Annotated in this window: 5 protein-coding genes and 1 pseudogene; 1 reads left to right on the top strand and 5 read right to left on the bottom strand. The window is 63.5% G+C overall.

What is annotated here, in order from left to right; genetic code table 11:
* The first annotated feature begins 65 nt into the window (after positions 1–65).
* Entirely contained in the window at positions 66–551 is a 486-nt protein-coding gene (locus tag BMW75_RS13960) for an Lrp/AsnC family transcriptional regulator (protein ID WP_092580100.1), read from the top strand.
* Between the two features lie 79 nt (positions 552–630).
* Here the strand turns inward: BMW75_RS13960 and BMW75_RS13955 are convergent.
* From BMW75_RS13955 to BMW75_RS13950, 5 genes and pseudogenes are all read right to left on the bottom strand, one after another.
* A pseudogene (locus BMW75_RS13955) lies at positions 631–818 on the bottom strand (IS256 family transposase); the annotation flags it as partial.
* A 651-nt stretch (positions 819–1,469) separates the two neighbouring features.
* A complete protein-coding gene (locus tag BMW75_RS29130; RefSeq protein WP_139208534.1) occupies positions 1,470–1,772 on the bottom strand; it encodes a hypothetical protein in 303 nt (100 codons plus the stop codon).
* Between the two features lie 527 nt (positions 1,773–2,299).
* On the bottom strand, positions 2,300–2,761 hold the full coding sequence (locus tag BMW75_RS29125) for a hypothetical protein (protein WP_139208533.1): 462 nt from the start codon (positions 2,759–2,761) through the stop codon (positions 2,300–2,302).
* A gap of 192 nt (positions 2,762–2,953) precedes the next feature.
* Positions 2,954–3,391, bottom strand: a complete 438-nt coding sequence (locus BMW75_RS29120) for a hypothetical protein (RefSeq protein WP_139208532.1) — start codon at positions 3,389–3,391, stop codon at positions 2,954–2,956.
* A gap of 7 nt (positions 3,392–3,398) precedes the next feature.
* A complete protein-coding gene (locus BMW75_RS13950; protein ID WP_092580098.1) occupies positions 3,399–14,963 on the bottom strand; it encodes a hemagglutinin repeat-containing protein in 11,565 nt (3,854 codons plus the stop codon).
* Positions 14,964–14,982: the final 19 nt, after the last annotated feature.

The following is a 14,982-nucleotide window of genomic DNA, read 5'->3' as shown; positions in this document are numbered from 1 at the left end:
ATACGATGGAAGCCCCAGATGAAACATCACCATTTTTTTGCTTAAATTCCGCTAAAACGGGTCAAATGAACGACGAAATGGAAAAAATAGACAAACTTGATCTAAGCATCATCGCCTGCCTGCAAAAAGACGGATCCCTGTCCCAACGCGAGCTTGCCGATCGGGTCGGCCTGTCGCAGAACGCCTGCTGGCGCAGACTCCAGCGCTTGAACGCCTGCGGCATCATCCGCGGTACGCGCGCCGAGGTCAGCCTGGTCGAACTGGGCCTGGACCTAACAGTATTCGTCATGATCCGCACCAGCCACCACGCCAAGGCCTGGGCCGACGGCTTCCGCGAACACGTCGAACGCCTGCCTGAAGTCACGGAGTTCTATCGCATCGGCGGAGACTGGGACTACCTGATCAAAGTCGTCTGCCGCGGCATGGCGGGCTATGACCGCTTCTATCAGAAGCTGATCACGGATTTCGAGTTGTCGACGGTGACGGGGTTTTTCAGTATGGAGGCCATTATTGAAAACCGGCCGCCGGATCTGCGGATGCTGGGGGAATGAGGGGATTGTGGTTGGTTCGGCAAGAGACTGACAACAATTCCTCGATTAGGACGTAAGCAGGTTTTCACTGGATCAATACAGCTCCGCTCGGGTAGCCCTGATGATGGGTCAGTTCGCCACCAAGCGCACGTTCGATCAAGGCCTTCTTGAAGGCTAGCGAAGCGGCGTTGATCGCTTCTGCCGTCATCGGACCATTGCCGAACGACGCCAGCAGCTCAGGGGAGATGCCGGCAGATTCGCCGGCTTGAACTTCGGATTGCGTGGCATACATACTCCTTGAACGCATGTTATGTCTTAAACACGAAATTACTGATGCCCCCCTTATTTTTTACTACTAATTTATTTCCCTAACATAGGAACGGAACAAACCTCCACCTTCGTCCACATGGATCCGGAAACATTCGGGGCAACGGTACACCACCGAGCTACCCTTTCCGATGGCGGCATAAAATTCGTCTTCAGACATGATACTGACTGCTGTTTGAGCAGCCACCGAATCAATTGTCGCTTCAGGGACCAAAGCCCACTCGTATTCAGTGGTGTCTGTAGATAAACTTAAGACGTAACCACAGACGCATCCGAATTTTGGCATTTAAAACCTCGACCAAGGACGATCAAACCTAAAAATTGAACCTGCACCATCCTGAAAGAAAATAGTTTTTATATTCTGCCGTTCGACTTACCCCACATACGACTCGAAATTGAAGCCATGTCGACATTTGAATGACGTCACCGACAGACTTATGAATTGGTTTATCAAACCATGGTTTGTCATACCAGGATCTAAAGACTATTAAAAAAGTCCATCACAGATTTCCTATCTATATTCCATTGCGAAATCGCCACCCCTTCCTCATTGACCCCCGCCCTAGCAGGAACGTAACCATTAATGGCACTTGGGTCGAACGTTACTGGCAGCTAATTTATAAATAGAACACCATTCTGCACATATGCAACATCCCCTTCCAAATAAATAACCCAATATAATAAGAAATTTGACGAGACCGGGTCATTAATAGAGGTAATCAAAGCACAGCGCCCGCCACCCTGCAAACCTTCAGCTAAAGATCGTTTCCAGCTCTCCAAATAGTCTTCTCTACGCCAAAACTCGGCGGAAGCAAAGAAATCTTCTGAATAATTGTCGATTTTAATTTTTCCTAGCAGCGCCGACTGATCGAATTCCCTCGATATCTCGCAGTGAAGAAAAATACCAAAACTCATTTTTTCACCCAATTCAATTCTTTGTCGTACCGTCGGGCAGGGTGACGGTCTGCTCGACCCGCCAGATGAGGTCGGTGGTGAGCTGGCGCTGCTGCGCTTCGGTCAACGCCGCGCTCAGCTTGATGCCGTTGTTCAGCGCGAACTGGGCGCCGCTGGCGAGGATCTGCTTGTACTGGCTGTCGTTGTCGCCGAAGCCTTCCAGGAAGCGCTGGCCGGTGGTGGCCAGGATCTGGTCAACGACGAGCTTCTGTTCGTAGAAGCCGTCGCCCAGGCGACGGGGCTGACCGGATAGCGTGAGGAATTTTGCGCCGGCGGGGATCAGGGCGTACAGGCCGCCGGGGTTGCTGCCCAGGCCGGCGTTGACGGAGCCGGAAGCGCCGCTGTTGCCGACGGGCGCGCCGGGCTGCTGCGCGAAAAAAAGGTGTCAGACTACATTTTCAGCAACAGTCGCAGGGAAAATGTAGTCTGACAGCTTATTGCTCCCACTATTATTTTATTTTCAGCCCCACATAATCCCGAGCGGAAATTTAGTCGATTGGTTCACCTCGTAACACGGTTTCGACATGCCGCGCCAGATTCAACAAGTCTGCGTAGGCTAATGGGGCAAAATTGGGGTAGTTCTCCGACATATATTTCTGCGGATTTATTACCTCCCCTCCTTGGCCCGCATCTTCAACGGTTTTAATAACCAACTCTGGCCGGATAACCCAATTAACATTCGGAAAGCTCACCCGCTGGTGAGGAGACACAATCCATTTCACACGACCACTATAGCTATCAACTGCTTGTTTCACCTTATCAGCCAACTTAGCATCTTCGTCCTTGAAGCGGACGGCCGTAAATGGCGGGAAGGCTGAATTATCTTCCCTATAGATTCGCCCATCTTTCAGAACAATTTCGACCATCCGACTCTGATATTTGCTCCACTCGAGATCCGAAAATTTCCGGAGAACCTTGCACAACTCACCCCCATTGGCCAGCAACTTCATTTGCGACCTCTATTTAATTACCAATATATTCAATCCATTTGGATTAGTACCTTTAATCAGCTAAAACCGTAGCCCCCATTCTGAGCGCGGGGATTAACATTTGAATTTTAGTCGCACATATAAAGTTGCCTTTAACTCGATACAACCATCACTTTGAAAATATCATACACCTCCCTCTTAACCCCATTCCCATTAGACTCCAAGTTCAATCTTGTATTTTTCTTGGATAAAATCAAGAAATTTCAAATTCTCCGTATCCAACAATGAGCCCCACTTCAGCAATCCAAATCTATCTAGGTCATGAATAAGACTTTCCGTTCCAAAAAAATAAAGTGAATTCCAGATGATATCTTCATCCACCAACCCAGCCTCCGACACTCGATTTCCAGATAAAGCAAATTTCACATCTTTCAAAACCAAAGGTGAAAATAAGTTATTCCAATTTAGTATAGCAAGCAGGCCACACCCCACCCCGATATCCAAGAAATTCACCACCTCTCGCCTCCATGCCAAACGATTTCCCCCACTCTCTCCGCCCAAATAATTTGGAAACACGGAATTCGGATTAAAATCATCGAGCCCAGCATAGATTAGTTGACGCTGATAGTGCAATCGAAGGGTGCTATTCATGGTCTATTTAAAGTAATGGAAACTTAAATTTGGCGATTTTTCCCGAATTAATTTCTTTTATTGATGCACTATTAACTTCAACAGTGGCGGTAGTGTCCGCCGTTGCCGACGACGCTTGGCCAGCGGGTCTGTAAGTGATTGCAGTACCATCAGGCATGATCGCCACCCAACTGCCGGGTCCAGATATATCATTCAAAACCTTCAACGGCTTTTGCCCATTAAATGCCCCCAATGCAAAATCTTCGGCGGTTGCATCCGGATTCTTTGTAGGAAGCATAGGAATCGGTGTCCCGGCTCCCCCAATTCCGGCAGGCAGCCTGCCGTCTGGCCCGACTATAGACGGAGGAACACCTTTGCTCTCACTAAATATTAGATCCGGCCACTCATCTTCCGGGAGCGGCGACGGCATTATCATTCCGCCCACCGGCCCATTATTCTCCTGCCCCGGCACCCCGCCAACGTCCGGCACTTGCCCTGATTGACCCGGCACCTGCGTGTCAGGCAGATTTCCAACACCACCACCAGGCGGTATAGCCACAGGCGGAACGGGCTCTCCAGGCTTACCAGGCAGACCCACAGGCACTTCACCTGCCAGGAATTTAGTCACCGCCAGCAATAGCGCTTGATCATCGTCCAGCCCAGGGGCCTTTGCCATTGCCTCGGCCGCCAGCGCCGTAATCGCCGAGTATTGTGCGCGTGTGAGGGCGGTTTCATAGCACACAGGCAAACGGAGACACGCGCTCATTGCTGGTATCCCTAATCGCCTGACCGCAGTCCCGAGCGCATTGTTCTCGGTCTCGAGCCTTCCGCTATTTACCACCCCACTAACATCTTCCCCCAGCCCGAGCGCCACCCCAGCCAACAACGAGGCCACCAGATTGTTGCGGGCTTCCTTCTCCTCCGGCGACAACGCCGAGCCGGCCTTGCCGCTTGCAGCATCCAGCAGACCGTTCACCACGGACGCTGCACCAGCCCCCAATGCGGACGCTCCGCACCCATCGCCCCGGGCCGCACTCGCCCCGCAGCCCACCACAGTGTGCAACGCGGCGCGGGCGGCCTGGGCCTCGGGACCGTCTCCCAACATATCGGCGTACAACTTGACCTGCTGCGTGGTCAACCCCTGCAGGTAATTGACTGCGCTGGCCCGCGCAAAGTCGGAAACGCCGCCTGTGACATTACCTGCTGCCCCACCCAGGATAGCTGTGGCGATCAAGCGATACTCCCCGCTTGGCCCCCACTTAGCCGCGTCAGCCAAAGAGTCGTTAAGCGCGAGAATGCGGACTGGATCGCCGCCACCCGGCTTCTTCTTTTCGTTTTCCAGCTCGATTTCTAAAGCCCGTGCCTCATTCGCCCGATTCGCCATGAACTGCCCGACCTGCCGACTAGCCTCCCCGACAACCTCAAACCCCGTCCGAATCTCCTTCTCGTCAAATATCGGATCCAGACTGTTCAGCGTGTCCTTGGTGTCACGGTTCAACCCCGCAATCACCTCTGCCACCGTCTGCCCCGTCAGCGCCTTCTGCCCCGCCTCGTCAGCGATGACGATCGTGCCGCCGCTGATCCCGCTAAGCGTGGGCGAGCTGGCTTCTCCACTGGCTCCCGCCACCACCGGCGCGCCCATGCTCACGCCGTTCGAGCTGGGCAGGTTGGAGTTGGGCGTGGCCTTGCTTCCGCCCGCGATCTCGCCCTTGCCGTCGGTGCCGATGTTGCTCTTGTCCTTGCCATCGTCGTTGCCGCCGCCAAGGCTCACGCCACCGCCCAGTTGGATGGACTGGCCGTCGTAGCTGGCGTGATTCTCGACGTCGCGGTTGGTGAGGGTGCCGGTGATCAGGACGTTCTTGCCGCCGGCGACCGCTTTGTCGCTGCTGGCGATGACGCCGCCGATCAGGCCGGTGTTCTTGGCGACATCGAGTTGGAAGCCGCCATCGCCCGCCCACAGGCCTGACTGCTCAGTAACGCTGGCGTATTGGCTGTTGATCTTGGTGTTGCCGTAGTTGCCGCTGACCGAGCTGGCGCCGTAGCAGATGGGAGGGATGCACAGGCTTACCTGCACGCCCACACTGCGGTCGCGCGCCGTGTAGCTGCTGATGTCCTGCAGGCTTTCGACGGTGAGGTCACCGCCCACCGTGGCCAGGATCCGGTCGGCGCTGACTTGCGCGCCGCGCAGGACCGTGTCGCCGCCGGAGTTCATGGTCAGCACGTTGCCGGCCTGCACGTGCGTGTTGTTCCACGTCAGGTCCTCGCCATTGCTCTTGCTCTTGCTGCCGCCCGCGCCCAGGTTGATGCTGAAGCCGTTCTGGGTTCCCCCAATCGAGAAGCCCACGCCAATGCTGGCGCTGCTGCTCTTGCCGTCGGTCTTTTGGCTGGCGGTGTTCTGCTGGGCGGTGAGCAGGATGTCGCCTTGCGCATCCAGGACAATGTTGCGGCCCGCGGCCAGGTCAGAGCCCGACACGATGATGTCGGACTTGTCGCCCTTGCCGGCAGCGATGATCGTCATATCACGGCCGGCCGAAATGGCGGCGCCGCTTGCGGTACTGCTTTGGCCGGTGCTGGTCTGGCTGGCGCTGCTGGCGCCCAGGTCGACGTTGATGTTGATGCCGCCGACCTTGGCAGGGTCTTTGGCTACCGCGTCGTAGGCATTCTTGGCCGCCAGGCCCGCCGCGACTGCCGCGATGGCCTGGAGGCGGCCATTGTTGGTCTCCTGGGCGGCCTCGCGCATGCGGTTGGTGCTCTGCACGGCGCTGACGACCGGATTGCTGGCGCTGATGGTTACGCCGATCTGGCTGGTCTCCTGGAACTGGCGATAGACGCTGGTGTCGTAGCTGCCTTCGATGGCGACTGACTGACCGGCCATGAGCAGATCCCGGCCTGCGCGGATATCGCTTCCGCGCACCAATACGTCCTCCATGGCGACGATCGAGACGTCACCCAGATGGCTGGTGATGGTGCTGCCGGCTGCGCTTGGCGTGCTGCTGCGCTCATCCAGGCTGCCGCTGCTGCTGCGCACCCCAACGGAAAAGCCGCTGCCCTCACGCCCCAGATCGCCCACCGTCTTGTTGCTATAGCTGCTGCTGTGGTCGCGCGTCGCGCTGCCCGTGTCGATGACGATCGATCCGCGGTTGGCCAAAAGGCCCACGTTGTTGATGGCGTCGATGGCCGATCCGGCGATGCGGATGTCGCCGTCACGGCTGTTCAGATGAACGCTGTTGCCGGTGATGAGCGATGAGGTCTGCCACGTGCCGGAGGACAATTCATCGGACTGCGCCGATTCGCTGCCGTAGGGGAACATCTTGACGCCGCTGGAATTGGGCCCGCCATCGATCGCGCGTCCAATGTCGCCCAGGCTCATGCTGCCTATCGAGAAGCTGGTGCTCTTGCTCGATTCCTCGCTGGTCTGATTCTGACGATTGTCGGAACCGACGACGGCGATGTTGCGCTGGGCATCCAGTACGACACCGCCCTGGGCGCGCAGGCTGGAACCGGAGATCAGGATGTCGCCATCCTGCGCCCGGCCCGAGGCATCGCGCGAACCGTTCCCGGTCGCACGAATCACGATATCGCCCGCGGCGCTCAGCGAGGAACCGCTACTTGCCTGGCTGTACGAGTCGAACGAGCCGCCGCTCTTGCTGCTGCTGTAGGACAGCGACACCCCCGGCGTCGTAGCCCCGCTGTGACCGAGCTCTTGCGCCTTGGATTTGGCGGAACCTGCGGCGGACACGTTCTTGACGGTGTCCATCAAGGTGCCGACAACGGAAACTCCGAAGCCGCTTTGCTTGAGCGAGTACTCGCTGTGGGTGTTCTCGACATCGCGGCCGGCCACGATTGCAACGTTCTCGCCCTGGATATCGATGTTGCCCGTGCTGCCCGCGATATCGCCTGCAGCCTTGCCCGCCACGACGTCGCTGCCGGCAACCAGGACGTCCCGGCCAGCCGTCATGATGACGTTTCCGCCCGTGGTGCCCAGGAGGCTGCGCGCGTCGCTCTGCGTCATCCCGTCGACGGTCTGCAGTGTCTTGGAATCGCTGCTCTTGTATGAAATGCCAAAGCCGCCGGAGGACAGTCCGCTTTTCTTCACGCGTTCGTAGTGGCTTTCTCCGTAGGTGTTGGTTCCCGCCGTCACCGACAGATCGCGGCCCGCGTCGACGATGAGATCCTTGCTGGCAAGAACCTGCGAGGCGTTGAGCGAGAAGTCCCTGCCGGCCTGGAGAACCGCCTCTTCCCCGCTGAAGGTCGACCCTTGCGCTTGAGTCCAGGCCATCGAGTCGGCCTGATGCGTGGTCTTGCTGGAGAGAAATCCGCGGGTTTTGTAGTGCACCTCGTCGTGGGCGGAGGCCGAGGCTTCTCCGGCGCCGATGTTGATGTCGCGGCCTGCTACGACACCCAACTGATTGCCGGCCATGACATCCGCTGCACGAGCGTTGAAGTCCTGCCCCGCAATCAGCGTGAGATTGCCGTCAGCGGCAATGACCGTCCCGACTTCGCTGCTGGTGCTCAGATCGTGGCGGTTCTTGCTATTGCGCACAAGCGATTCGTTATGGCTCTGCGTAAGCGTGGCAAGGTTGATATCCCGGCCCGCCTGCAGGCGCGCGTCTTCCGTGGCGGTGACTTGCGCCGCCGTCAGGTTGATGTCGCGACCGGCCTGCATGCTCAGGTTGCCCGCGTCCACACGCGATACCCCGGAGATGTACGAGCCCCACGAAGCGCCGTGGTTCTCGGATGCCGACGTGGAGGTCAGCGCGATGTCGCGACCCGCGGACAGCGCAACGTTGTCGCCCTTGATCAGCGACACCAGATTGATCAGGTCTTCGCGCGCGGCCAGGTCGACAATGGAACCTTGGATCAGTCCTCCGGCCTGGTTGACGATGTTGGCCGCCGTCATCACGGTGGCGTCGCGCGCGCCGATGGTGCCGCTGTTGTTGATGTCGCCGTCAGCCGCAAGCTTGACGTCGCGGCCGGCCATGAGGGTGCCGTCGCCCTTCAGGTCGCCTTCGCGCACCAACAGGTAGACCTGCGGGACCAGCACGGTCTCGGTGGTGCCGTCAGGCAGCGTGACGGTCTGCTCGACCAGCCAGACGAGGTCGGTGGTGAGCTGGCGCTGCTGGGCTTCGGTCAACGCCGCGCCCAGCTTGATGCCGTTGTTCATCGCGAACTGGGCGCCGTTGGCGAGGAGCTGCTTGTACTGGCTGTCGTTGTCGCCGAAGCCTTCCAGGAAGCGCTGGCCGGTGGTGGCCAGGATCTGGTCGGCGACGAGCTTCTGTTCGTAGAAGCCGTCGCCCAGGCGACGGGGCTGACCGGACGGCGTGAGGAATTTCGCGCCGGCGGGGATCAGGGCGTTCAGGCCGCCGGGGTTGTTGCCCAGGCCGGCGTTGACGGAGCCGGAGGCGCCGCTGTTGCCGACGGGCGCGCCGGGCTGCTGCAGCAGGTCGAACAGGTAGTCGCAGGAGACGGTCGGGCGGTTGCCGACAAAGCGCGGGTCGGTGGCAACGACGTAGGGCGCATCGGGCGTGCCATTGACGGCGAAGAGTTGGCTGTCCGGGATGGTGGCCGGGTTGGAGACCGTGCGCACGACGTTGCCGCCAGGCAAGCCGATGCTGGCGATGAGAACCGGGCCGGGCGCCGTGGCGCCGCTGGCGCCGGGCGCGCCGCCGCTGAGTGAAACAGACAGGTTGCCGCCGGAAGTGCCCACAGGCAGTTCGATGGATTCCGCGGCCAGAGTTTGCGTGTAGGCGCTGGCGTATTCCTTGCGGTCGCTGTCGCGGGCCTGGGTGACAGTGGCGGTGCCGTTGCGGACGACGACGCGCTCGCCTGCGGCGCCGATGTTGTTGATGGCGGGACCGCTAACCGACAATGTGCCGCCTGCCGCGATCTGGCTCTTGTCGTTGGTGACGGTGCCGGTAAGCGTCATGGCCCCGCCCGACAGAATCTTGGCAGGATCCGATGACACCGTGCGGGTTTCGGTGACGGTTTCTTCGACTTCGTAGTAGGTGAAAGTGCCTACGAGACGGCTGTCGAAGTCGGCGTTGAATTCGCGGATGCGCTGGTCCAGCTCGATATGCGGAGCTCGGAATGCAGCATAGGCATCTTCGTATGCCTGGCGACGCGCTGCCTCCGCCGCGCACGCTTCCGTGCCAAAGCACTCTCGCAGCGGCGGTTGCCACACCGGCATGAGTCCGGACGGCGGGGTTACGCCAAAAACGGCCCAAACTGGCGCATCGTTGCTGTAGAAGAACGACTCGGGAACGTCCCAACAATCGCCGCCGTTGTCTCCTCCCGAACACGCAACGGTTTGGGGGGTGAAGGTGACAGGGATGGGCGCAGTCTCGCCAGCCCGGCCTTTCTTGTTTGGCACGTAATCGAACGGCGGCCCATAACGCGACGCGGGATACTTGTCCGACGGCAACAGGAAGCGGCGCTCGGGATCGTCGTCCAACCATTCGGGAACCTTGCCGCACATGGGCGTTACCTGGTCGCAGAACCAGTTGGTTTCCATGTCGTACATGTCCGTCGACCCCTCCGGGGTCACGTACAGTTTGGGGACCGTGAGAACCGGCAACGTCTGGCTGACGAAGTTGGTGTTGACGTTCTGCAGGGACGCGGCCGAGATTGCCGCGTTGCCCGCTGCCTCGATGGTGGCCGACGCGTTCAGCAGCGATACGGCTTGGCCGATGGCCTGGCCGTTCGTATCCAGCGCACCGCCGATGCGCAGGTCGGCGCCTGCGTAGATCAGTCCATGCTCGCGATTGACGAGCGATCCGATGCCCAGATCCAGGTCGCCGCGCGATGCGATGACGGCGCCGCCGCCGGGGCCCGCGCCGTTGACCAGTTCGCCCGCGCGAATCGAGATGGTATTGCCGTAGATGCGCCCGAAGTTGTCGACGCGGCCGGCGGTGATGTTGGTCGCGCCGCCGTCGATGAGGCCCGAGTTGGTCAGGCCGTTGGTGACGTTGATGGTGTTGTTGCGCCCGGCCAGCAGCTCGCCGTCGGCCTGGTTGTTGAGCGAGGCAGCCGTGATGGTCAGGTCGCGGCCGGCGCTGACGGTGGCGCTGTTGTCCATGGCGCCGCCAACGGACATGCTCAGGTCGCGGCCGGCGGCGATGTCGCCGGTCTGGTTGAGCGAGCCCGTGTAGGTGAAGGACAGGTCCTGCGCGGATTGCAGGGCGCCCAGGCCTTGCAGGGCCTGGATCATGATGGCGAGGCGTTCGCCCGCCATCACCTTGCCCTGGCTGTTCTTGAGCAGTGCGGCGTCTATCGTCGCATAGCGCTGGGCGGCGACTTCGCCGCCGGCGTTATCCAGTTCCCCAGTGGTGATCGTGAGGTCCTGGCTGGCGCTGATGGAGCCGCCCTGGTTGTTGACGCGGTCGGCAACGATGGTGACCAGCTTGCCCTGCACGCCCTTAGGCGGCGCGGAAGCGGCGGTCAGCGTGGCGCTGTTGTCCAGGCTGGCGGCGTTCAGGGTGAGGGTTTCGTCGGCCTGGATGAGGCCGCCGCGGTTGTCGACGGCGCCGGCCGTGGCCAGGGTCAGGTCCCCGCCCGCCAGCGTGCCAGCGGCGTTGCCGACGCGGGCCGCTTCGATCTGCACGTTGCCGGCGGCGGCGATCAGTCCGGTGGTGTTGTCGAGTTCGCCGCCCAGTTTCAGCACGGCGTCGCCGGCGGACGTCAGTTTGCCGCCCTGGTTGCGCAGGTTGGCGGCGGAGATGTCGAGGCTGCCGCCGTGCAGCACGGCGTTGCGCGTGGCGATGTCGCCGGGCGAGGCCAGCGCGAGTTTGCCGATGGAAGACAGGTTGCCGGCGGACAGGTCCATGCCGCCCGCGGACAGGGTCATGTCCTTGCCGGCCGCGCTGATGCCCGGATGGGTGATGAAGGCGGCGGTCAGCTTGAGGCTGCCGGGCAGGCTGAGCGCGCCGTCTTCGCCGACGCCCGCGATGAAGCGGCCGGCGTTGCTGAGCGCACCCGATGCGGTGGCGTTGGCGTCGCCGCCCGCCAGCACCGAACCGGTGTTGTCGAGGGTGGTTCCCGCCAGCAGCGTGGCTGCGCCCGCCGCCGACAGAATGCCGGCGTTCTGCAGCGCGCCGCCTGCCTGCAGGTCGATGGCGTCGGCGGCCTGGATGCGGGCGTCGGCGGTGGTCGCCAGATTCTGGTTGGCGGTGACGGTGACACTGCCCGCCTGCGCGGCGGCGATGCCGCCCAGCGTGGCGTCCGAGCCCGCGCGCAGCGTCAGGCCTTGCCCGGCGGCCGCCGATCCCAAGGCCTGCAGCGCGCCGCCAGCGGTGGCGGCCAGCGCCCCGCCCGCCTGCTGGTTCGATGCGGCGCCCAGGACCAGATTGCCCCGCAGCGTTTCCAGCGTCAGGTCGCCCTGCAATGCCGCGACGGTGCCGTCCACGGTCATGTCGTCGCCGGCCGTGAGCGTCTGCGTGACGCCCGCCAGCATGCTGCCCGCCGCGAGCAGCGTGCCTTGCGTCGTGGCGGCCAGCGTGCCGGCGGCTTGCGCCAGGCCCGCCGCGCCCACGGCCACGTTGCGGCCGGTCAGCGACAGGTTCGCGTCGCTGGCCGCCGTGCCATCCACGCGCGCATCGCGCGCGGCGGTCAGCATCATGTCTTCCACCGAGGCGAGCGCGCCTGCGGCAACAAGATCCCGCCCGGCTTGCGCCGTCAGCGTTCCCGCGGCCTGCACCTGCCCGCCCTGCTTGATGGTCACATCGCGTCCGCCCAGCAGCAGGTTGCCCGCGGCGGTGTCGCCCAGCGCCGCCGCGGTGCCGCCCAGGCGCGCATCGCCCGTGGCCATCAGCGTCAGGCCGCCGCCCGCGACAATGACGCCGTCGGAGTCCAGGTCGCCGCCGGATCGGGCGGTCAGGTTCTGCGCGGCCCGCATGCGGCCCGCTGCGCCGACGCGCAACTGCCCGCCGGCGTCTGCCATCAGGCCGCCCGCCAGCGCCGCCACCGTACCGTCGATGCCGAGGTTGCGCGTGGCGGACAGGCTGGCGGGCGTGCCCGCCGTCACGACGCCGGTCACAAAGAAGTCCCGCGCCGCCTGGGCCTGCAGGAAGCCCTCGGCCCCCTGCCCCATGTCCGCGGTTCCTGCCGTGCCCGCCACGCGCAGGTCCTGGCCCGCGCCCAGGAACAGCTTGCTGCTGCCTTGCGCCAGGCCCGCCTGTCCGATGGTCAGGTCCGCGCCGGCTTCGGCGCGCAGGGCGCCGTTGGCGACCGTCTTGCCATTCAGTTCGGCGTTAGTCCCCGCGGCAAGCCGGATGTCTGTCTCACCGGAGATGGTGCCGTCCGCCAGCAGCTTGCCGCCGGCCTGCGCGTCCAACTGCCGGCCCGCCTGCAGCACGCTGGCGCTGCCCAGCGTCATGTCGCCGCCGCTGACGGCCTTGAGCGTGCCCGCGTCGGCCAGCATCGTGCCGTCCACGCGCAGGCCGTCCCGCGTGTTCACTTGCACGGATTGGCCCGCGATGAGCAGGCCTGCCAGCGATGCGTTGCCCGCATCAACCGTCACCGAACCGTCCGCTTGCAGCCGCGACGCGGAAGCCGCAGCCAGGGCCTGGCCCGCCTGCAAGCGCAGATCGCCGGTGGCGAGCGTCTCGCCGTCCAGCGCAAGGTTGCGCGCCGCCTGCAGCGACAGGTCTTTCAGCGACGTGACCTTGCCGAAGCTCTGCAGATCGGCGGCGGCGTTCAGGCCGACGGGGCCGGCCGCGGCCACCTGCGCCTGCGCGCCCACGGACACATCGCCGGCTGCGGAGACGTTCAGGCCGCCGGACGCGGCCGAGACCGCGCCGTCGATCGCCAGCTTGCCGCCGGCCGCGATTGCCGTGTCGCCGTTGGCGCGCAGCGCGCCGGCCAGCGCCATGTCGCCGCCGGCATTTGCGGCCACGGCGCCTTCGGCGTCCCATTGCGCGGGTGCGTCAAGGCGCAGGTCGCGCCCGGCGTCCATGGCGAGGCGGCCCGTGGCCGCGCCCTTGCCGGACACCTGGGCGTCGCGTCCCGCCATCAGCGACACGTCCCCGCGCGCGCCGACCAGGCCGCCCACGCGCAGGTCCGCGCCGGCGCGTATCGTCGCCGGTCCGCCCGACTGCAACTGGGCGGTAGCGCCCGTGGCCAGGTCCGCGCCCGCCTGCGCATGCAGCGCGCCGGCCGCCGTCACCTGCGCGGGCAGCGTCATGTCGCGCCCGGCCTTCAGGGCGATGCCGCCCTTGGCGGTCACCAGCCCGCTCGAATCGGCGCCGGCCTGCGCCGCGCCGCCGGATGCTCCAGACGCCCCGCCGTCCGTGACCGGACCGCCCGCGCCAGCGCCGCTTCCTGCCCCCGCGCCCCCCGACGGCGTTTCGCCGCCCGCCTCGGGCCCGGAGCCCGAGCCGCCGATGGCCGGCGGCGTCGCGCCCGGCGTGGACGCATCGCCGCCGATCCGCACATGGCGTCCGGATTCCATGCGCACGTCCTGGCCGCCCATCAGCAGGGAACCGCCCAGCGTCAGGTCCTTCCCGGCCGTTACGCGAAGCGCGCCCTGGGTCTGCAGGGCGCCTTGCGCGGCGACGATCACGTCGCCAGGAGCGTCCACATCGACTGCCCCGCCGGCGCCGACCGCGCCCTGGATCTGGGCGTCGCGTCCCGCCGAAAGCGCGACGCCGCCCGCAGCCTGCGCGACGCCATCCACGGCCAGATCGCGCCCGGCCGCCAGGCGCAGATCGCGCGCCGCCTGGACGGCGGCGCTGGGCGCAATGCGCACGTCACCCGACGCGCTGACCTGCAGGTCGCCGGTCAAGGCCACCAGGTTGCCGCCCACGTTGACGCCCACGCCGGCCTCGGTGCCGATCAGCCGGATGCTGTTGGCGTACATGCCGCCCAGCGCGGCGGTGTCCAGCGCCACCTCGGGCGCCGGGCCTTCGCCCGCCTGGGCCGACACCGCGCCGGTCGCATAATCCACGCGCGCGGCGCCCGCCGTCACGTTGAGGCGATCGGCCCAGACGCCCGCGTTGATTTCCAGGGTCCGGGCGATCAGGTCGACCTGACCGGCGCCCGTGCCGTTCATGCCCTCGCCTTCGACGCGGATCTTGCCCGCGGCCACCTCCAGCGCGATGCTGCCGTCAGGCCCGATCTGGGGCCGCCCCGTGGTCAGGGTCGCGCGGTCCGAGTTCAGGAAGCCGCAGCCGTTGCAGGTAATGCCCGCCGGGTTCGCCACGATGACGTTGGCCCGGTTGCCCGCGACTTCCAGCGTGCCCATCAGTTGCGACGGGTTGGGCGCGGTGACCTGGTTCAGGATGGTGGTGGCACGCTGGTTGCCCAACATGACATTGCCGGCCACCTGGCCGGCAAGCTGCGTCTGGCTGGCGCCGCCGCTGTTGTTCAGCACCACGCCCGACGGGCCCACGTTGAACTGGGTGTAGCGGTTGTTGGAGACGCCGCCAGCCGACGGCGGCGCGATATTCACGACAGGAACGCCATTGCTGACGCCCACGATCGGCTTCTGCCCCGGGACACCCTTGTCGACCGAGATCGGCAGCGTTTGCGCCAGCACGGGCGTCCAGACCTGCGTATAGACGAGGGACCAGACAATCAATGAACGGAGCTTGGACATCATGCGCACCTGATGAGCAACA

Origin of the sequence: Achromobacter sp. NFACC18-2 (assembly GCF_900108985.1) — a bacterium.
Lineage (GTDB): Bacteria > Pseudomonadota > Gammaproteobacteria > Burkholderiales > Burkholderiaceae_B > Achromobacter.
The sequence above is the reverse complement of the archived record's forward strand: the minus strand, read 5'-3'. Positions and strand labels throughout refer to the sequence as shown.